Source organism: Chitinophaga polysaccharea (assembly GCF_007829335.1).
GTDB lineage: Bacteria > Bacteroidota > Bacteroidia > Chitinophagales > Chitinophagaceae > Chitinophaga > Chitinophaga polysaccharea_B.
Map to the genome: position 1 here is coordinate 440,299 of NZ_VIWO01000003.1, position 19,646 is coordinate 459,944.

Genomic DNA, 19,646 nt, shown 5'->3' on the forward strand with positions numbered 1-19,646 from the left:
TTATCTACATTTAATCTTATTAAAAATCCTCGTAATGCCCAGGTGGTTACGTATATCCCTCATCGTTATTGCCACATTGTTGGTGGTATATCTGTTGGGTCCCAAACCAGCAGATCCGGTATATAGCCGTGTCTTACCGCCCGTTCCGGCGGCTGGTCCGGCGCTCAACAGCTATATAGCTGCGAAGGAATCCCGGCACCTCCTCAAACCTGATAACCAGGCCCGCATTGTGTGGCAGGACTCAGGGTTCCATAAAACACCTTATGCGGTGGTATACCTGCATGGCTTTTCCGCCAGCCAGGAGGAAGGAAATCCCGTGCATCGCAATTTTGCACAAAAATTCGGCTGTAACCTTTACCTGTCGCGGCTCGACGGGCATGGCATCGATACCAGCGATCCCTTGCTGCATATGACGGCAGAAGGGTTATGGAAAGATGCGGAAGAGGCATTGAGCATAGGCAAGGCCCTGGGAGACAAAGTTATCCTGGTAGGTACTTCTACCGGTGGTACCCTGGCGCTCAAGCTGGCAGCTGCGTACCCCAATGATGTATATGCTGTGATCAATATGTCGCCCAATATAGCGATCAATGACAACCTCGCATTCCTGGCTAATAATCCCTGGGGACTACAGCTGGCGCGGCTTGTTAATAAAGGCGATTTCAGACGGGGAAAAGACACCAACCCGGAAGTGGCCAAATACTGGTACAACAGTTACCGCCTGGAAGCAGTAGTACAGCTGGAAAGCCTTTTGGAATCTTCTATGACGAAGGAAACATTTGAAAATATCCACCAGCCGGTGCTCAACTTATATTATTATAAGGATGAAGAACACCAGGACCCTACCGTAAAAGTATCCGCTATCCTGCAAATGGAGGAAGCATTAGGGACACCTGCCTCCCTGAAAGAAGCCATTCCTGTGCCCAATGCCGGTGGGCATGTAATGGGCTGCTCGCTGGTGGCGCATGATGTTCCTGGCGTAGAAAAGCTTATCAGTGATTTCGCTATAAATAAGCTTAATTTGACACCCATCCACTGACACTATTTAGTTAGCGGCAAATCTGAAATCTTTTATAACTTGTGATAACATTATACATACAAGCAACGTTAGGTATCTATGCGGTTCCGTCTTAAACAATTTCTTGTTTCCACTTTCCTGTTAATGGGCATATCCCTTTGCTACACAAGGGCGATGGCACAGGAAGCGCATGGAGCAGACGTGATACCTTTACACGCCATTGTAGTAGGAAAAGACACTATACCTGTTATCACCCTCGCCATAGTGGATATAGTAGAAAAAATGCCGAAGGCATTGCGTAAAGAGCGGGAACGCTGGAGTCGTCTGCGTAATGCAGTATATGTAACTTATCCCTACGCCCGCTCAGCCGCCCGGGTATTGAAAGACGTGAACAGCCGCCTGGCTACCATGAATAGTAAAAGAGAGCGGAAAGCTTACCTGGCCACTAAGGAAAAAGAACTGAAAGCCGAATTTGGCGATAAGCTCGAAAACTTGTCCGTGTACCAGGGAAAAGTACTGATGAAACTGATTGACCGGGAAACCGGGCAGAATTGCTACGACATCATCAAGGAACTGAAAGGCGGATTCAATGCCCGCGTATGGCAAACCGTAGCCTTTTTCTTTGGTGGCAACCTCAAAAGTGACTACGATAAACAGGAAGACCACGACATAGAAATCATCGTACAGGAACTGGAAATGTACCAGCACTACCGCGCCTACAATTAATTCAGCTATCTTCGTAATATTCGCCTGAACCGGAAAAGGGATTATTATGAAAGCAAGGATCTTACTTATCAGCTTATTGTTTATATCAATGGGGGCCATGGCCCAGTCTGTAGCAGACGACGACCCGGTATATATACTGGACAGTGTGGTGGTTACGCAAACTGCTATCGGCCAGGTATCCCCGGATCGTATCGGTGTTATTACCATTGCCAAAGGCTCAAAAGCTATCCTGAAATACGGTAGCCAGGCCGCCAATGGCGTAGTATATATTGAAACCAAACCCTTTGCCCGCCAACGCGTCAATGTATTGCTAAGCAGCCAATCTCCCGCCTACGATAGCTTGTTGCATAAATATGGCAACGACAGCAGCTTTTATTTTATCGTGAACGGTACCCCGGTAACGCCTGTGAATGAAACCGGATTTATGACCCTCGACCGGAAAACATTCCGCTCCCTCCAGGTAATTTCTGAAGCGGTGTTACAGGATAAATACCGTATCATGGATAAGAAAGCCGGTGTGATCATTACCAGCACAGAAGATTAAATATTTTCCCATCTTTGCACCTCAATTTACAGCATATGAAACTGGATATACTGGCTATAGCCGTGCACCCCGATGATGTGGAACTGGGATGTGCCGGCACATTGATGATACATGCACAACAGGGAATGAAAGTAGGCGTGGTAGATCTTACCCGCGGAGAGCTGGGTACCCGAGGTACCCCTGAATTGAGAGAAAAGGAAGCCCAGGATGCGGCAAAGATTATGGGACTGGAAGTACGGGAAAACCTGGGTCTTGCCGACGGCTTCTTTAGAAATGACACCATGGAGCAAATGGCCATCATTACGGCCATCCGCAAATACCGTCCCGACATCGTACTGGCCAATGCTATGGACGATCGTCACCCCGATCATGGAAGGGCCGGCAAACTGATTGCCGACAGCTGTTTCCTGGCCGGATTAAGAAAAGTAATTACTACCGTAGATGGACAGGAGCAGGAAGCCTGGCGCCCTGCCCAGGTATTTCATTTCCTGCAGGACCGCTACCACGAGCCTGATTTCGTAGTAGATATTACTCCGGTGATGGAAAGAAAACTGGATGCCATCCGCAGCTTCAGCTCACAATTTTTGGCGCCGAAGGATCACGAACCGCAGACCTATATTTCCGGCGCCGGTTTCTTCGACAGTGTTATTTACCGGGCAAAGATGCTGGGTAAAATGGTGGGCGTGGAATATGCCGAAGGCTATACTTCTGCTAAAATGATCGGCGTAAAGAGTTTTGCCGACCTGATTAATAAAACTACCTGAGGATAAATACGGGAAACAGCCCGTTCTTTTATTATATTGGTAGTATGAATCCAATGAAGTTACCCATCCTGCTGTGCCTTACTTTCATCAGCTTTGCTGCGGGCGCTCAAAAGAATGATGAGCGCCTTACTGCCATCTTACAGCCCATGTTGCAGTCCTTTCATGGCGTAGCGGGCATTTATGTACATCACCTTGGAAAGGACCGCACCGTGGCGATCAATGCCGATACGGTATTTCCTACCGCCAGCATGATCAAAATGGTGATCCAGGTAGGTATTTTCAATAAACTGGCTGCGGGCGAACTGCAATATCACCAAAACCTCCTCTACCGGGACTCCTTATTGTATAAAGGGGAAGACATATTAGGTTCCTTTCGCGACAGCGAACAGATAGCACTGGATAAGGTGGTGATGCTGATGCTGACCATGAGCGATAACACGGCCAGTTTGTGGCTGCAATCGCTGGCCGGTGGGGGAGCGGTGATCAATCAGTGGCTGGCGGGGCAGGGCTTCGAGCATTTGCGGGTAAATTCCCGCACCAAAGGGCGGGAGGCGAACCGGGAAGCATATGGCTGGGGGCAGACGAGCCCCCGCGAAATGGCCCGGTTAATGGAAATGATCTATAGGGGAGAGGTAATCAATAAAACGGCCAGTGAACGGATGTATCGTAATCTTACCCGTAATTACTGGGATGCCCAGGGAATATTACAGGTACCCCCAAACGTTCGCACCGCGTCAAAAAATGGCGCGGTGGATGAATCACGTTCGGAAGTGATAATGGTGAATGCGCCTCGTGGCGACTATGTATATTGTATGATTACCAAAAACAACAAGGATCAGGGATGGAACCATGATAATGAGGCATGGCAATTATTGCGGAAGGTGGGATTTGCGATCTGGCAATACTATGAACCGGCCAGCGCATGGAAACCCGACCCCGCCTTGGGGCAGTATTAAGTAACGGTCAATGGGACCCGCTAAACACTAAATGAACAGATCTCGGGTAGCGTCAAATTCATCGTGTTTAATGATACTGTTTTTAATAAACGGAATCAAAGCAAGTCCAATCGTTATAACCACCAGTAAAATGTATTTTTTCTTCATTTCCATGCTATAAATATTAATAATTAAGTCCTCCTATATAACTAAATAACGTGCCAAAAGGTTACAGAAATAGCATTAAAATGTTAACTCCATAATATTTTTTTTGTGTATATCGGGCATGTCTCCACCTATACGTGTAGTAGCAGCGAAAAAGCATATATATAGAGAAACTCAATATCGTATTTCTAAAATCTATTTGATTAATAATGAATGTAATGTGATCTTTGCGGCGTCAAAGAAGAAAAATCATTAGTCTGTAAATTAAAAAGAGAATTGTAATTATGAAAAATGTTATCTTATCCGTAGGGTCAGAGTTTCCCGAATTCAAAAAAACGGCTGTTGTTTCCATCGAAAAAGGTAAAGAGTTTTATGAACTGTCTTCCGAAGAGCTGAAAAACTCTGGTAAATGGATGGTGATGTTTTGGTGGCCTAAAGACTTCACATTTGTTTGTCCTACCGAAATAGCTGAATTTAACAAACATGCACAGGATTTTGCGGATCGTGATGCAGTATTGATCGGGGCATCTACTGACAGTGAGTTTGTGCATGCTGCTTGGAGAAGAGATCATGAAGACCTCCGTGGTTTACAATTCCCTATGCTGGCAGATACTTCCAAATCTCTTGCTACTGAACTGGGTATCCTGGAAGCCAATGAAAAAGTAGCTTACCGTGCCACTTATATCGTAGATCCACAAGGTATCGTACGTTGGGTTTCCCTGTACGACCTGTCTGTAGGCCGTAGCGTAAAAGAAGTACTGCGTGTACTGGATGCGCTGCAAACAGATGAGCTGTGCCCTTGTAACTGGACTAAGGGTGAAGCTACCCTGAGCGTTTAATTAATTCATTACTTATTTTATAAGGGGATATTTTATGCCACCGGCCAAGCGCCGGCATAAAATGTCCTCTTTTAGAAAATCTACATATTATGTTTGCAACTACAAATCAGGATACGGCAGTACAATTGCTGGAAACGGTAGGTTTGACGGGGGCGCATCTTTCCGGAAAACTGCAGTCACTGGCTAACGTGGATGCTCGTTATCTGAAGGATCTGAAGATTAATGTGACCAATGCTATTGCGGCGGGAACATTAAGCAAGAAAGAAGCTTACCTGATCGGATTGGCGGTAGCCGTTAATGAGCGGCACGCCGATTTGCAGCCAGCCTTCGAAAAGCTGGCTGTACAGGAAGGCGCCACAGAAAAAGAAACGGCCGAAGTATTGAGTTGTACTTCCCTCATGGCTGCCAATAACGTATATTATCGTTTCAGGCATTTCGTAAATAAGGAATATTATACCGCTACACCTGCCGGTATCCGCATGAGCATTATGGCTAACCCGGTATTGGGTAAAGAGTTTTTTGAGCTGCTTAGCCTGGTGGTGTCTGCCCTCAATGGCTGTGAAATGTGTGTTACCTCCCACGAAGAAGCCGTAGTGAAACATGGAACGGAACAACAACGTGTGTTGGAGGCGGTAAGATTAGGAGCGGTGTTACGGAGTCTTATTGTACTTTTGTAAAAAAAATATCAGGCAAAAGGACAGATGAAAATTTGTCCGATAATCTAATGGTTATCAATCTTTTGCATTGTGTTCGCTTATTAAGTAAAACCGGTGTTAAGGCCGTTTTTTATGCGTATGTGAATAAATTCATTTAATAATATTTGCAAAATCCGTAAAAAATATGGACTTTTGCATTCCTAAATTTTTAGATCATGGCAAGAGTATGTCAGGTGACAGGAAAGAAGCCGATTACGGGTCACCATGTTTCCTTCTCCAACATCAAGACAAACAGAAGGTTTCTTCCTAACCTGCAAAAGAAACGTTTTTTCCTGGCAGAAGAGGACAAATGGATTTCATTAAAAGTATCTGCTGACGGTTTAAGAACCATCAACAAGAGAGGTCTGTATGCAGTTGTGAAGGAATTGCGTGCAGCTGGTCAGGAAATCTAATTCTAAGACTCACTTAATTTGTAATACACAATGGCAAAAAAAGGTAATAGAGTACAGGTAATTCTGGAATGTACAGAGCACAAAGCTTCTGGCCAGCCTGGAACTTCCCGTTATATCTCTAACAAAAATAAGAAAAATACTCCTGAGCGTCTGGAGTTGAAGAAGTACAACCCGATCCTGAGAAAGGTGACTGTACATAAAGAAATTAAATAAGTAATTGTTGATGGTGAATGGCTGTATTTGCATACTGCCAATTAGCCATTAGACCATAAAAACAATAGTATACTATGGCAAAAGTAGCTTCAAAGAACGCGAAAGTAAAAGATGCTAAAGCAGCAGCTGAATCAAAGGTTTGGACCAAGGTTATCAGAGCCGTTCGCTCTCCTAAAACCGGTGCTTACACCTTTAAGGATGCTATCGTGCACAAGGACAAAGTCCTCGAGCACATAAACCAAAAGTAATTCGGCTTTACTAATAATACTGAAAAGCTGTCCCGTTAAACGGACAGCTTTTTGTGTTAATACCCTTGGCGGAATTATTCCGGGAGAATGATTCATGTAATGAACCACCTGCGGGTAAAATCCGCTTCGCGATTGTTAACACAAAAGACGTATTTTAGCAACTTATTATAACAGGTGCTGCAGTAAGGCAGCCGGATCACTCAAAAAGGGGCACCCATACCCAACTAAACTAACTATGAGCTTTTTCAATAAACTATTTTCCAGGGAAAAGAAGGAGAATCTGGATCAGGGATTACAGAAAACCAAGGAGAGCTTCCTGAGTAAGATAGGACGCGCCATTGCAGGGAAGTCGACCGTAGATACCGAAGTATTGGATAACCTGGAAGATGCCCTTATTTCTGCGGATGTAGGAGTAGATACCACTGTGAAAATTATTGACCGGATTGAGGCCCGTGTAGCAAAAGATAAATATCTGGGAACCAGTGAGTTGAACAGGATGTTGCAGGAAGAAATTGCAGCGCTCCTGGTAGAAGCGCCGGATAGTGGCTTCCGTGATTTCGACATACCAGCTGGTAAAAAGCCTTATGTGATCATGGTAGTCGGTGTAAACGGTGTTGGTAAAACCACTACCATTGGTAAACTGGCCTATAATTTTAAGAAAGCCGGCAAATCTGTGATGCTGGGGGCGGCGGATACCTTTCGTGCGGCCGCAGTAGATCAGTTAACGATCTGGAGTGAAAGGGCCGGTGTACCTATTGTAAAGCAGCAGATGGGGTCTGATCCCGGAGCAGTAGCTTTTGATACGGTGCAGAGCGGGGCTGCCAAAGATGTAGACGTTATTATCATAGATACCGCCGGGCGTTTGCACAACAAACTGCATCTGATGGATGAGCTGGGCAAAATCAAGCGGGTAATGAAAAAGGTGATTCCAGAGGCACCACATGAAGTGTTGCTGGTGCTGGACGGATCTACTGGTCAGAATGCCCTGGAACAGGCCAAGCAATTTACAGCTACCACAGAAGTAACGGCCCTGGCCATTACCAAACTCGATGGTACTGCCAAGGGCGGGGTGGTGCTCGCAATTGCCAACCAGTTTAAAATACCGGTAAAATATATCGGTATAGGTGAAAAAATGGAGGATTTGCAGGTGTTTAATAAAGAGTCTTTCGTAGATTCGCTGTTTAGTATAAATAGCTGATTTTCTGTAAATTACATTGCCTGTTTGTCAATTAAAATAAATTGTATTTAATATTTCACTTTAAGTAAAATGAAGTTCGGGCTCCAAATGAAGGAGTCCGGACATTTTTATAACTTTCCAGCACGTTCTTTGTTTCTTTAAAATAGTTCTGCATTTATTACATTTGATATTGTTCCCTTTTTGTACCCTTTTTTAACCAATTCGTAAGTATGATAGTACAAAACATAGATCGAGTTGAAGGAATTACACCAGCGGATTTCAAGAAGCATTACTACACTCCACGTAAACCTGTTATTATTGCCGGAACGGGACTCAGTCAAAACTGGCCGGCATACTCAAAGTGGACATGGGATTATTTCAAATCGATAGTGGGAGACAAGACAGTAGGAGTTTACAACAATGAACGGGCAAATGAGAACACCCTGGTAAACGGGGCGGATGACTACATCACTTTTGGTGAGTATCTGAGTATGGTGGAAAAAGGACCAGTAGCCCTCCGCATTTTTCTATTTAATATCTTCCAGCATGCACCTCAACTGGTAGAAGATTTTGCCTGGCCGGATGAGCTGGCATCGGGATTTCTAAAAAAATACCCCATGTTATTCGTGGGAGGAGCAGGTTCAGTAGCACATATGCATTATGATATTGACCTGTCACATATCTTTCATACCCAGTTTATAGGCCGTAAACGGGTATTATTATTAGAAAACAATCAATCTCCTTTTATTTACCGCATGCCATTTACCGTGGAGAGCGCTGCCAATTTTGTAAACTGGAGCGAACACCTGGATACGGACCAGTTTCCTGCCTTAAAGCATGCACGGGGTTATACCACCATATTAAATCACGGCGATACGATGTTTATGCCCGCCGGCTACTGGCATCATATGGAATACCTGGATGGCGGTTTTGCCATGAGTTTACGTGCCCTGGATCCCAGCCTGCTGGGTAAACTTAATGGGTTATATCATATCGTGGGTTTACGGGGCATGAATAACCTGATGATTAAGATGGCGCCTAAGTGGTGGTATCATAAAAAAAGAGAAATGGCCCGGCAGCGTGCAGAAAAGGCCTTACAGGAGTTACATTGATAAATACGTTCGGGAATAGCTAAGTTACTAATTAACAGATAGTTAGTATAAATTTCTAATTATCAATTCTTTTTGCTACCTTTGCACCTTCCTTATTCAACCCCCACTAAGACTCAAAGTCACATACAGTAAGTCTGCTGTTAAATTCAATCAGTGTCTGTGTGTCTTCGTGGCGGTAGCGGTTCAATGAATGCTTGACCGCTTGTTAAAAACATTCGCGCTTGAAGACAAAAACTTTAAAGAAAGACAAGGTTAATATTATTACGCTTGGTTGTTCCAAGAACATGGTGGATTCAGAGGTGCTCAGCGGACAGCTGGCGGCTAATGATATCGACGTGGTACATGAGAGTGCTAAACGTGACCACAATATTGTGGTAGTGAACACCTGCGGATTTATAGACAAGGCCAAAGAAGAATCGATTAACACCATCCTGGAGCAAGTAGAGCTGAAGCAGCGTGGTAAACTGGATAAAGTATACGTTACCGGATGTTTGAGTGAGCGTTACCGGGGCGACCTCGAATCAGAGATTGCAGGAGTGGACGCCTGGTTTGGCACCATGGAACTGCCATTGATCCTCAAAAAATTTGACGCAGATTATAAAGCAGAGCTGGTAGGAGAAAGACTTTTAAGTACCCCTTCTCATTATGCTTACCTGAAAATAGCCGAAGGCTGTAACCGTACCTGTTCTTTTTGTGCCATCCCGCTGATGCGTGGTAGCCATGTATCCAAACCGATTGAGGAACTGGTAAAGGAAGCCGAAAAGCTGGTAAAATCAGGGGTAAAAGAAATCATGCTGATTGCACAGGAGCTGACCTATTATGGTTTGGATCTGTATAAGCAACGTCGCCTGGGAGACCTGATGCGGGCGTTGGCAGGTGTAAAAGGGCTGGAGTGGATTCGACTCCACTATGCATATCCCACCAAATTTCCTATGGAGATACTGGATGTGATGAACGAGTTCCCCAATATCTGCAAATACATTGACATGCCTTTGCAACATGCTTCCAATGCCATGTTGAAAGCCATGAAACGTCAGATTACCCGTGAAGAAATTGAAGAGTTGGTACATAATATCCGGGCAAAAGTGCCGGGTATCTGTTTACGTACCACCCTGATAGCCGGCTTCCCTGGTGAAACGGAGGATGACGTGGAAGAACTGAAAGGTTTCCTGGAAAGAATGCGCTTCGACCGGGTGGGTGTATTTACTTACAGCCACGAAGAAGGTACCAGCGCCTATGAACTGGAAGATGATATTACGGCAGAAGAAAAGGAGAGAAGAGCGCAAGAAATCATGGAAGTACAGCAGGAAATCTCTCTTGAGAAAAACCAGGAGAAAGTAGGGAAAACATTCAGGGTAATTATAGATAAGAAAGAAGCGGGTAGATACCTGGCTCGTACAGAATTCGACTCTGTGGAAGTAGACAATGAGGTGATCATTGACACCACCAAACGCCTGAAATCAGGCGATTTCGTGGAAGTCAGGATTACCAAGGCGTTCGACTACGACCTGGAAGGCGAACTGCTGAGTTAACGGGTAGGGACCCGGCGGCGATTCGTTCCGGCCACATTATTTTTATAAACGAGGCAACACGATTCAAGCGCCAGCCGTAAACACCGGCGGCCACACAGCTAATGGCAAACACCTGATAGCTGAAATAATATTTCTAACGGCCGATAGCAAATAGCTAAAAGCCATATCCACAGCTCCCGACGGAGCTTGATTAATGCAAATCAATGACAACATTTGAATCACTGGGCTTACAAGAGTCCATCTTAAGGGGAATTACAGACCTGGGTTTTGTTTCCCCAACCCCCATCCAGGAACAGGCAATACCAGTATTGTTAGGAGGTGACCGCGATTTCGTAGGTCTTGCCCAGACGGGCACTGGTAAAACGGCAGCTTTTGGTCTGCCTTTGCTGCAACAGCTGGATCTGAAGATTAATAAACCACAGGGACTGATCTTATGTCCTACCCGTGAACTTTGTCTCCAGATCACCAATGATCTGAAAAACTTTAGTAAATACCTCGGCGAAGTAAGCATCGTAGCGGTATATGGCGGTTCCAGCATCGTGCAACAGCTGCGCGAGCTGAAAAGAGGTGTACACATTGTAGTGGCAACTCCGGGCCGTTTACTGGATATCATCGACCGTGGCGCCATCAACTTTGAAAATGTGCGTTACGCCGTACTGGATGAAGCAGATGAAATGCTGAACATGGGCTTCCAGGAAGATATCAACAGTATTTTATCTAATACACCGGAAGGTAAAACTACCTGGCTGTTTTCGGCTACTATGCCACAGGAAGTTCGCCGGATCGCCAAGAAATACATGGAAGATCCATTTGAACTGACTGTCGGTAGTAAAAACAGTGGTAACGTTAATATAGAACACGAATACTATGTAGTGCGTCCGCGTGATAAATATGCGGCCCTCAAACGTATCGTGGATTTCAATCCTGAGATTTTTGGTATCATCTTTACCCGTACCAAGATTGAATCCCAGGAAATCGCTGAATCGCTGATTAAAGATGGTTACAATGCGGATGCCCTCCACGGTGACCTGACCCAGCAACAGCGTGATAAGGTAATGAAGCGTTTTCGTGAAAGAGCCTTACAGGTATTGGTGGCTACCGATGTGGCAGCGCGCGGTATCGACGTAGATAACGTAACGCACGTAATTAACTACGACTTACCGGATGACGTAGAAAACTATACCCACAGAAGTGGTCGTACCGGTAGAGCGGGGAAATCAGGTATCTCTATTGCTATTATCAGCAGTCGCGATGTTGGTAAAATCCGCCAGATTGAGCGGGTGATCCAAAAGAAATTTGTGAAATCGGAAGTGCCGGATGGTTTTGCAGTATGTGAAAAACAACTGTTTGGCCTGGTGCATAAAGTACATAATGTTGTAGTAAACGATGAGCAGATCGAGCCTTATATGGAGCGTATCAATGAAGAGTTTGCAACAATGAGCAAGGAAGAGCTGATCAAACGTTTCGCTTCGTTGGAGTTCAACCAGTTCCTGGATTACTACCAGGATGCACCGGATCTCAATGCGAAGGACGATCGCCGTATAGGTGATGACAAGGGCCCACGCAGAAGCGACGGTAAATTTACCCGTTTGTTCATTAACCTGGGTTCAGTAGATGATTTCAACCGTGGTGATATGCTCCGTTACCTGTGCGATAACACTGGTTTACGTGGTAATAAGATTGGCCGTATCGACCTGAAGGGCGTATATTCTTTCTTTGAGGTAGAGAACGACGAACTGGCGAAGGTAACAGAAGCTTTCAAGAAAGTGGAATACAATGGCCGTAGCGTGCGGATTGAAATGTCGCAGGATGGCGACAGACGGCCCCGTAGCGGTGGTGATCGTGGTCCACGCAGCTTCGACGGTAACCGTAAGAGAACCTGGAGTTCCGAAGGCGGTCGCCCGGGCGGTAGCCGCGGCGATAAGCGCGAGTCTTTCGGCAGCGGTAACAAACCTCCGTACAAAAAGAAATACTAATTCCGTTACCGGAATAGCGATAAAAAGAAAAGGTGTCCAAGCGGGCACCTTTTCTTTTTTATATCTTGTTGCATTGTATCTGTCATTTTCCCAAAAATTAAACTATCTTGTTAATAAAGACACCCAATTCACACGTTATTATGACCGGAGATACTAATCGCACTATACAGTATGTAGAGCCCTTTACCCTGTTTTCTTCCACTGATATTACGTTGTTTCAGTCGGGATCACATTACCGGCTATACGAAAAATTTGGTGCCCACCCGATGGAGGTGGAAGGTGCCAATGGTACCTATTTTGCCGTGTGGGCGCCGGATGCTGCTTTTGTGGCCGTTATGGGTGATTTTAACGAATGGGATCATTACTGTCATACCTTATTGCCCCGCTGGGACAATTCAGGCATCTGGGAAGGGTTTGTACCCGGTGTGAAAGCGGGGTCGTTGTATAAATATTTTATCCGGTCTAACAGCGGTGAGGAGTTGATTAAAGGAGATCCTTATGCCAATTATTGGGAGGTGCGCCCAAAAACGGCTTCTGTTGTGCATCCGCTGGACTATGAGTGGGATGACAAGAAATGGATGACCCAACGACAGCGGCGTAATTCACTGAATAGCCCATTTGCTGTATATGAAGTGCACCTTGCTTCCTGGCGTCGCCCGGATCCGGCAGATCCGGAACGGGTATACTCTTACCAGGAGATTGCCGACATGCTGGTACCTTATGTAAAAGAGATGGGCTTTACCCATGTGGAGCTGATGCCGGTGATGGAGCATCCATTCGATGGTTCCTGGGGTTACCAGCTGACCGGTTATTTCGCGCCTACCTCACGCTATGGCACGCCACAGGATTTCATGGAAATGGTAGAAGCATTCCACCTGGCGGATATAGGAGTAATACTGGATTGGGTGCCTTCGCATTTCCCGTATGATGCGCACGGGCTTTTCCGTTTCGACGGATCGCATGTGTACGAATATGCAGATATGCGCAAGGGTTATCATCCGGATTGGAATAGCTATATTTTTAACTACGCCCGTAACGAGGTACGTTCGTTTTTACTGAGCAATGCTGTTTTCTGGCTGGATCGTTTTCATGCCGACGGGTTGCGGGTAGACGCTATTGCCTCTATGATTCACCTGGACTATTCCCGGGAAAGAGGGGCCTGGGTCCCCAATGAGCTGGGAGGAAATGAGAACCTGGAAGCGATCAGCTTTTTGAAGAAGCTGAACGAAACCATTTATGCATTGTTTCCCGATGTACAAACTATCGCAGAAGATTCCACTTCGCATTATGGCGTATCGAGGCCTACGTTTATGGGCGGTTTGGGATTTGGTATGAAGTGGATGATGGGCTGGATGAATGATACGCTGGATTATTTCAAGAAAGATCCTATTCATCGCAAATGGTACCAGCATGATTTCACCTTCAGCATTGTATACGCATTTGGAGAGAATTTTATGTTGCCGCTGAGCCATGATGAAGTGGTGCATGGAAAATCTCCCATGATTTATAAGATGCCGGGAGATGACTGGCAAAAGTTTGCCAATCTGCGTTTACTATATAGTTATATGTACACGCATCCGGGCACCAAGTTATTATTTATGGGAGATGAATTCGGGCAAACGTCTGAATGGAATTTCCGTGGAGAGCTGGACTGGCACCTGATGCGGCATGCTACACACAAAGGATTACAGGCATTTGTAAAAGATTTAAACCAGCTATATACGCAGTCTACCGCCTTGTATGAACAACAGTTTGACGCGGCAGGGTTTGAGTGGGTAGTAGTCAACGACTATGACAATTGTATACTGGGTTATGTAAGAAAAGGGAAAGAACCGGGAGATGTGTTACTGGTGATACTGAATATGACGCCGGTAGTGCGGGAAAACTACCTGGTAGGATTGCCGGTCGCAGGTGAGTGGGTAGAAGTATTGAATAGTGATATGCCTGTATATTATGGTAGTGGTGTGGTAAACACCGGTATATTAAGAACGGTGAAGCAAACATATAACGGCAGGGATTATACGCTATCCCTGCGTTTGCCGCCGCTGGGAGCTACCATATTGAAGTGGCAGCCAACAGCTTCCGGGAAATAAAGAATAATGATTTTTATACGTTAATGTTAGGGCAGGCTTTAGCAAAGCCTGCCTTTTTTTATAAATAACCTGTTGATAGGCTATCTTTTATAAAAAGATTGGGCTATGCCGATACCTCATGTTGGATACTTGTTCGCTATAAATTTTAACACCGCTTTAAACCTTTTTATCTTTCATCGATCTATATTCAAGCTGTTCCGGAATAGCAATAACGATGGGGAAATGAGCGTTTTTATTATTACGTCAACTTTCAGCCAGATCGATCGAGCCATACTTTTTATTTAGTTATTTTAAAACCATTAATTTATGAAAAACTTTCTCCGTAATTCGGGGCTAGGTTTAGTGATGGTAGCAGTGGCTGCCGTTTCACTCATGGAGGCCTGTAACAAGGATAATTCAGCCTCTACAAAGCCAATTGCCGCCAATCAGCAAAAAGTTAGTCTTTACCTTTCAGATGATCCTGGATTTTTCGATAAAGTGTTCCTGGATATCCGTAAAGTGGAAGTGCTGGTAGATACGTGTGGAAAGACAGATGATGAAGGCTGGGATGATAAAGATCGCTGCTGGTGGGATGAAGATCATGACCATGACCGGGGTAGCAAGCCTGACAGCTGCCAGGTATGGGATTCCTTAGACATTCATCCAGGGGTATATGACCTGTTAACCCTGCGTAATGGCGCCGATACACTGTTGGCCGGTGGCGCTGTTCACAAAGGTACTATGGAACGCATTCGTATTACCGTGGGCGACAACAATTCGCTGGTTAAGAATGGCGTTACCTATCCGTTGAAATCCGTTTCTGGTCAGACTAAAATTATCGTAAGGGTACGTCACAACGAATGGGATGCGTTGACCACCGACAATCTCCAGTTATGGCTGGATTTCGATGTACAACGTTCTATCATCAAAGTATGGGATGGCAAGTTTATTCTCCGTCCGTTTATCAATGTATTCACTATTATTAAAATGGGTAGTATTTCCGGTAAAGTAACTCCTTGGGATGCATATCCGGTGATTTCTATCTACAACAGCAATAAAGATACATTGTACGCATTGCCATGGAGAGATGGCGGCTTCAAAGTACGTGGTTTGAAGGTAGGTAGCTGGAATGTATTTGTAAATGCTTCCAATGGTTACAAAGACACTACTGTTACCAATGTGTCGGTAGAACGCGGAAAAGATACCAGGATAGGAGATATCAAACTGCATAAATAGTAAACTGTTTATTACCAGTTATCCTGAAGTTGACATTTACATGATTAGCGCTGGCCCCTGGCTGGCGCTAATTTTTTATATGTAAAAGGAAAACATCATTGAAGACGCCATCGTTTTATATGCATAAAATATATAAATTGTGGTAAAAGTAGTTAAGATGAAACAGACATTCTTTTTATATCTGCTGTTGCAGCTGACGTTTGGAGTGGGTATGGCGCAGGTAAAATCCAACCAGCGGGATGCCCAGCATCGTAAACAGGGGTACTGGGTAGAAGTAGTGGGAGAGGTAAGAGGAGAGCCGGGATACACCTGGGAAGGGGTATACAAAAACGATCGTAAAGAAGGAGTTTGGAAAAAGACTTCCGCCATCGGCAATCTGTTGGCAGAGGAAACGTATAAGAACAATGTGCTGGATGGCTATTGCAAGTATTACTATCCCAATGGCAAGCCCAGTGAAGAAGGCGCTTATATGGCCACGGAAATCGACGGGCAACGGGACACGATTATGGTTATAGACCCGGTGACTAATGTAGAAACCCCCACGGAAATTGTACGTAAAGGAAATTCCGTGCGTAACGGCGTTTGGAAACTATATGATGAAGAAACCGGTAAGATGGTAAAGGAGTATTACAGGCGAGGAGATACCGTTACTGCGGAGGAGTTAGGGGATAGTACAACCGTAGAACCTGCGCCGGTAAAGAAAGCGCCGTTGCAGTTGCCTCATGAACATAATACCAGGCAGAAAAAGAAGGGTTAAAAAATGAACAGGCCAAAAAACTAAAATGAACAAAAAGATTTGTCCATTTTAGCTTTTTTTATGTAATTTCATTAAGAGGATTGAATTTTAGGACCCCATCAGTTGATTATTATTTTGTGTAAATCCTTTTAACTTGTTTGTATGAAAAGCCTGACAATCAACCACGCGGAAAACTCTCCTGAATTACATGGAATTGACTACAGCGGTACTTCCCGGATGGAGATGCTGTTCAGAGGTATTTTTATTTTCCTGGTGTTCTGTGCATTGGTATCGATATTTTTCCTGTCTATTTTTTATTAAGCATAGATAACTATTATCTGCAGGCATTGCCCGTCAGAAAAAAGCGCAAGGATTTTTGTAATCCTTGCGCTTTTGTTTTAGCATGGACTTTACCCCATTGCTAAATTGATTTTTTCCTTTGAAATGCTTGTCAGTTATGCCTTTCAGAAGAAACTTACGTTTTCTTTTCCGCCTGCACTCTTAATACAATGTTAACAGGTCATTCATTTTGTTCATTGTGAGTTTCAGGCGGTTACATATTTTGTACAATGATTTTTAGCATCTACTTTTATATATCTAAAGTTGGCATAGGTTATGAAACCGGCGCGAGATCTCTATCTGTAGTGCCTTTTCTTTTTTCCCCGCTTTTTTGTTTAGCTGATTTTTATTTCTTCAAAACTACGTGGTACCAGAATCGCCACCGTATTATCCGCTAGCGCATTTTCCGGCTGCCAGGCTACCGGCGCACCATCTACCATCAGCGAGGACGGCTTGAAGGGGAGTCCGTGTATAATGATCCGGTGGTTTTTATAGGCCGTTTCATAATTCACATAGAACTGCTTTCTCAGCTGAAACTGTTGTAGCGTAGAATGTTGTTTGAAGCGGATTACGTTGTATTGGCCGTTTTTATAACCGTAATGATCCCCGGCATCTTCGTACAACACGCTCTTTACTTCCTGGTCGCTGTAATATACATGCAGCAGCATTTCGGTAACCGACTTTTCCTGGGTGTATTGCATATCGGGATACTGCGGAATAACCGCACCTGCCTTTACAAACAAAGGCATTTCATCAAGCGGAGTAGGCACGGTAACTTCCCGGGCGCCGGTATATTGCTGGTCGTTCCAGAAATAATACCAGTTACCTGCAGGAAGGTACACACCTTTTTCTTTCATGCTTTTTTCACTGACATGGCTGATCAGCATGGAATCACCGAACATGAACTCATGTGAGCAGTTGTGGGTGGCCGGATCCTGCTGGGCTACAAATGCCAGCGGGCGGAGCATCGGCGTGCCGTGCGTAGCATATTGCCAGAAGGTGGTGTACAGGTAGGGTTGGAGCCGGTAACGAAGGGTAATGAACTTGGTGACCACTTTTTCGTATTCCGGTCCAAAGCTCCAGGGTTCCTGGTTAAAACCGGTTTCATTACTGGCTGAGTGTGTACGCATCAGTGGATGGAAGACCGCCAGCTGAATCCAGCGGGTATACAGTTCGCCATCGGGTTCCCCGATAAATCCGCCGATATCACTACCGGTAAAAGAGATGCCGGATACGGCCAGGCGCTGGCATTGTACGCTGGCCAGCCAGAGATGTTCCCAGCTGGATACATTGTCGCCCGTCCATACGGAAGACCAGCGCTGTGCGCCAGAATAGCAGGAACGGGTGATCAGGAAAGAGCGGTGTGGCATGAGGTATTTTTTCATACCAGCGGCCGTGGCCTTGCTCATCAGGTGGCCATATATGTTATGCGCTTTACGGTGGCTTACTTCTTCTCCATCGTAGTCGTGGCGTACATCTTCGGGGAAAGTACCCATTTCAAAGACCGCCGGCTCGTTCATGTCGTTCCATACACCACGCACTCCTGTTTCTGCCAGGCTTTTGAACAGGCTGCTCCACCATTCCCGCACTTCGGGATTGGTATAATCGGGGAATACGCATTTGCCGGGCCATACATCACCTTCCATGAGGGCGCCGTCGGCGCGTTTGCAGAAGTAGTTATTTTTAACTCCTTCCTGGTAAACCGCATAGTCGGGATCTACCTTGATTCCAGGATCTATAATTACGACCACTTTAAACCCTTCTGCTGCCAGTTCTTTTATCAGGCCTACCGGGTCCGGGAACCACTCTTTATTCCACGTAAAGCAGCGGAAGCCCTCCATATAATCGATGTCGAGGTAAATGACATCACAGGGGATCTTCCTGGTTCTGAATTCTTTAGCAATTTCTTTTACACGGGTATCGGGATAGTAGCTCCAGCGGCATTGGTGATATCCCAGTGCCCACAGTGGAGGGAGTTCCGGTGTACCGGTAATTTTAGTATAGGATTCCGCCACTTCCAGCAGATCCGGTCCGTAAATAAAGTAGTAATTCATTTCACCGCCACGGGCCCAGAAGCTGCAGGCATCTTCCCTTTCTTTTCCAAAATCGAAAATGGTGCGGAAGGTATTGTCGAAGAAAATGCCGTAGCCAATGCCATGGTGCAGCCCGTAATAAAAGGGAATATTGCGGTAGAGGGGGTCGGTATCTTTCTGATAGCCATAGGCGTCGGTACCGTAGTTTTCCAGGCGCTTGCCCCGCAGGTTCAGTTCCGTAGGTTTATCGCCCAGCCCATAGAAACATTCGCCTTCCTGTACGAGTTTGCTGCAATACTGGATCTTACCGCCTTTCAGCAGGTAATGCTGCCAGTGATAGCCCATTTCATCCTGGTTAATTACTTTGCCTTCTTTGTCGGAAATGGTGATACGGAGGTTGTCGCGGGCAATAAATACCCGGAGGGCATCGGTATATATTTCAAAAGTTTCTTCCCATTCCTTGATACCAAACGAAATGGGCGATTCCTGCAATGTATCGCTGGTGGCGTAGGAGAAGTCGCGTTGAAAGGTTCCTTCCGCTGCATACCTGAAGCGGATAATTTTGTCGGCTATGACCCTTACTTCGAGTATCGTTTCAGTGGTATAAAAACAAAAGTAATTTCCTTCTTTTTTCCATTCCCTTATACTATCGGGATAATGTTTGGCGCCATATTTACTTGACGAGGTTTCAACTTGCATAATCTCTTTTTCTGGGTCCGTGGCAATATAATACCGTGGTTTTAAATTACATAAAAAAATCAGACTAGTGGTAACGTATCGCGTTGGAGGCAGATATTTCTGCGTTTACCTGATTATTAGTATGCTTGACAAAAAATACTACAAAGTGATTCAATTACTCGTTAACTTCATATCAAT

General features: G+C 45.2%; 19 protein-coding genes. 18 read left to right on the forward strand and 1 reads right to left on the reverse strand.

What is annotated here, in order from left to right; translation table 11 throughout:
- Positions 1 to 34 precede the first annotated feature (34 nt).
- The 18 genes from FHW36_RS13385 to FHW36_RS30500 all read left to right on the forward strand — a co-directional run bounded on the left by FHW36_RS13385 (position 35) and on the right by FHW36_RS30500 (position 16,719).
- Complete coding sequence (locus FHW36_RS13385; protein ID WP_145669467.1) at positions 35 to 1,036, forward strand: alpha/beta hydrolase; 1,002 nt, start codon at positions 35 to 37, stop codon at positions 1,034 to 1,036.
- Positions 1,037 to 1,189: 153 nt separating this feature from the next.
- Positions 1,190 to 1,741 (forward strand): DUF4294 domain-containing protein, encoded by a 552-nt coding sequence (locus tag FHW36_RS13390; protein ID WP_246121148.1) that lies wholly within the window; start codon positions 1,190 to 1,192, stop codon positions 1,739 to 1,741.
- Between the two features lie 46 nt (positions 1,742 to 1,787).
- Positions 1,788 to 2,285: a hypothetical protein gene (locus tag FHW36_RS13395; protein WP_145669476.1), complete on the forward strand. Its 498-nt coding sequence runs from the start codon at positions 1,788 to 1,790 to the stop codon at positions 2,283 to 2,285.
- 35 nt (positions 2,286 to 2,320) lie between these two features.
- Positions 2,321 to 3,049, forward strand: coding sequence for a bacillithiol biosynthesis deacetylase BshB1 (bshB1, locus tag FHW36_RS13400; protein ID WP_145669485.1), 729 nt, complete (start codon positions 2,321 to 2,323; stop codon positions 3,047 to 3,049).
- 44 nt (positions 3,050 to 3,093) lie between these two features.
- Positions 3,094 to 4,005: a serine hydrolase gene (locus FHW36_RS13405; RefSeq protein WP_222429070.1), complete on the forward strand. Its 912-nt coding sequence runs from the start codon at positions 3,094 to 3,096 to the stop codon at positions 4,003 to 4,005.
- 428 nt (positions 4,006 to 4,433) lie between these two features.
- Complete coding sequence (locus tag FHW36_RS13410; protein WP_142685120.1) at positions 4,434 to 4,988, forward strand: peroxiredoxin; 555 nt, start codon at positions 4,434 to 4,436, stop codon at positions 4,986 to 4,988.
- 89 nt (positions 4,989 to 5,077) lie between these two features.
- Entirely contained in the window at positions 5,078 to 5,665 is a 588-nt protein-coding gene (locus FHW36_RS13415) for a carboxymuconolactone decarboxylase family protein (protein ID WP_145669495.1), read from the forward strand.
- Positions 5,666 to 5,859: 194 nt separating this feature from the next.
- The gene (gene rpmB / locus FHW36_RS13420) at positions 5,860 to 6,096 is read left to right on the forward strand and encodes a 50S ribosomal protein L28 (protein WP_089759466.1); all 237 of its coding nucleotides are present in this window, start codon (positions 5,860 to 5,862) and stop codon (positions 6,094 to 6,096) included.
- A gap of 30 nt (positions 6,097 to 6,126) precedes the next feature.
- Entirely contained in the window at positions 6,127 to 6,309 is a 183-nt protein-coding gene (gene rpmG, locus FHW36_RS13425) for a 50S ribosomal protein L33 (protein ID WP_079468086.1), read from the forward strand.
- Between the two features lie 74 nt (positions 6,310 to 6,383).
- A complete protein-coding gene (locus tag FHW36_RS13430) occupies positions 6,384 to 6,557 on the forward strand; it encodes a DUF4295 family protein (RefSeq protein ID WP_145669504.1) in 174 nt (57 codons plus the stop codon).
- A gap of 235 nt (positions 6,558 to 6,792) precedes the next feature.
- Positions 6,793 to 7,755, forward strand: a complete 963-nt coding sequence (gene ftsY / locus FHW36_RS13435) for a signal recognition particle-docking protein FtsY (RefSeq protein ID WP_145669512.1) — start codon at positions 6,793 to 6,795, stop codon at positions 7,753 to 7,755.
- 209 nt (positions 7,756 to 7,964) lie between these two features.
- Positions 7,965 to 8,846, forward strand: coding sequence for a cupin-like domain-containing protein (locus tag FHW36_RS13440; protein WP_145669520.1), 882 nt, complete (start codon positions 7,965 to 7,967; stop codon positions 8,844 to 8,846).
- Between the two features lie 221 nt (positions 8,847 to 9,067).
- Positions 9,068 to 10,378 (forward strand): 30S ribosomal protein S12 methylthiotransferase RimO, encoded by a 1,311-nt coding sequence (rimO, locus tag FHW36_RS13445; protein WP_145669529.1) that lies wholly within the window; start codon positions 9,068 to 9,070, stop codon positions 10,376 to 10,378.
- A 203-nt stretch (positions 10,379 to 10,581) separates the two neighbouring features.
- Complete coding sequence (locus FHW36_RS13450) at positions 10,582 to 12,354, forward strand: DEAD/DEAH box helicase (protein WP_145669539.1); 1,773 nt, start codon at positions 10,582 to 10,584, stop codon at positions 12,352 to 12,354.
- A gap of 140 nt (positions 12,355 to 12,494) precedes the next feature.
- Positions 12,495 to 14,447, forward strand: a complete 1,953-nt coding sequence (gene glgB, locus FHW36_RS13455) for a 1,4-alpha-glucan branching protein GlgB (RefSeq protein ID WP_145669546.1) — start codon at positions 12,495 to 12,497, stop codon at positions 14,445 to 14,447.
- Positions 14,448 to 14,753: 306 nt separating this feature from the next.
- Positions 14,754 to 15,662, forward strand: a complete 909-nt coding sequence (locus FHW36_RS13460) for a DUF4382 domain-containing protein (RefSeq protein ID WP_145669555.1) — start codon at positions 14,754 to 14,756, stop codon at positions 15,660 to 15,662.
- Between the two features lie 157 nt (positions 15,663 to 15,819).
- Complete coding sequence (locus FHW36_RS13465; protein WP_145669565.1) at positions 15,820 to 16,419, forward strand: toxin-antitoxin system YwqK family antitoxin; 600 nt, start codon at positions 15,820 to 15,822, stop codon at positions 16,417 to 16,419.
- A 141-nt stretch (positions 16,420 to 16,560) separates the two neighbouring features.
- On the forward strand, positions 16,561 to 16,719 hold the full coding sequence (locus FHW36_RS30500; RefSeq protein WP_168763624.1) for a hypothetical protein: 159 nt from the start codon (positions 16,561 to 16,563) through the stop codon (positions 16,717 to 16,719).
- Positions 16,720 to 17,072: 353 nt separating this feature from the next.
- On the opposite strand, the gene FHW36_RS13470 is transcribed toward FHW36_RS30500, so the two are convergent.
- Positions 17,073 to 19,469, reverse strand: a complete 2,397-nt coding sequence (locus tag FHW36_RS13470) for a glycoside hydrolase family 31 protein (protein WP_145669576.1) — start codon at positions 19,467 to 19,469, stop codon at positions 17,073 to 17,075.
- Positions 19,470 to 19,646: the final 177 nt, after the last annotated feature.

Excerpts from the sequence above, each read along its gene's own strand:
- FHW36_RS13470 (WP_145669576.1), bottom strand. The coding sequence starts at position 19,469 with ATGCAAGTTGAAACCTCGTCAAGTAAATATGGCGCCAAACATTATCCC.
- FHW36_RS13410 (WP_142685120.1), top strand. The coding sequence starts at position 4,434 with ATGAAAAATGTTATCTTATCCGTAGGGTCAGAGTTTCCCGAATTCAAA.
- FHW36_RS13440 (WP_145669520.1), top strand. The coding sequence starts at position 7,965 with ATGATAGTACAAAACATAGATCGAGTTGAAGGAATTACACCAGCGGAT.
- FHW36_RS13460 (WP_145669555.1), top strand. The coding sequence starts at position 14,754 with ATGAAAAACTTTCTCCGTAATTCGGGGCTAGGTTTAGTGATGGTAGCA.
- FHW36_RS13395 (WP_145669476.1), top strand. The coding sequence starts at position 1,788 with ATGAAAGCAAGGATCTTACTTATCAGCTTATTGTTTATATCAATGGGG.
- FHW36_RS13430 (WP_145669504.1), top strand. The coding sequence starts at position 6,384 with ATGGCAAAAGTAGCTTCAAAGAACGCGAAAGTAAAAGATGCTAAAGCA.
- FHW36_RS30500 (WP_168763624.1), top strand. The coding sequence starts at position 16,561 with ATGAAAAGCCTGACAATCAACCACGCGGAAAACTCTCCTGAATTACAT.
- FHW36_RS13450 (WP_145669539.1), top strand. The coding sequence starts at position 10,582 with ATGACAACATTTGAATCACTGGGCTTACAAGAGTCCATCTTAAGGGGA.
- glgB (WP_145669546.1), top strand. The coding sequence starts at position 12,495 with ATGACCGGAGATACTAATCGCACTATACAGTATGTAGAGCCCTTTACC.
- FHW36_RS13385 (WP_145669467.1), top strand. The coding sequence starts at position 35 with ATGCCCAGGTGGTTACGTATATCCCTCATCGTTATTGCCACATTGTTG.
- FHW36_RS13415 (WP_145669495.1), top strand. The coding sequence starts at position 5,078 with ATGTTTGCAACTACAAATCAGGATACGGCAGTACAATTGCTGGAAACG.
- FHW36_RS13405 (WP_222429070.1), top strand. The coding sequence starts at position 3,094 with ATGAATCCAATGAAGTTACCCATCCTGCTGTGCCTTACTTTCATCAGC.
- FHW36_RS13390 (WP_246121148.1), top strand. The coding sequence starts at position 1,190 with ATGGCACAGGAAGCGCATGGAGCAGACGTGATACCTTTACACGCCATT.
- bshB1 (WP_145669485.1), top strand. The coding sequence starts at position 2,321 with ATGAAACTGGATATACTGGCTATAGCCGTGCACCCCGATGATGTGGAA.
- rpmG (WP_079468086.1), top strand. The coding sequence starts at position 6,127 with ATGGCAAAAAAAGGTAATAGAGTACAGGTAATTCTGGAATGTACAGAG.
- ftsY (WP_145669512.1), top strand. The coding sequence starts at position 6,793 with ATGAGCTTTTTCAATAAACTATTTTCCAGGGAAAAGAAGGAGAATCTG.
- rpmB (WP_089759466.1), top strand. The coding sequence starts at position 5,860 with ATGGCAAGAGTATGTCAGGTGACAGGAAAGAAGCCGATTACGGGTCAC.
- FHW36_RS13465 (WP_145669565.1), top strand. The coding sequence starts at position 15,820 with ATGAAACAGACATTCTTTTTATATCTGCTGTTGCAGCTGACGTTTGGA.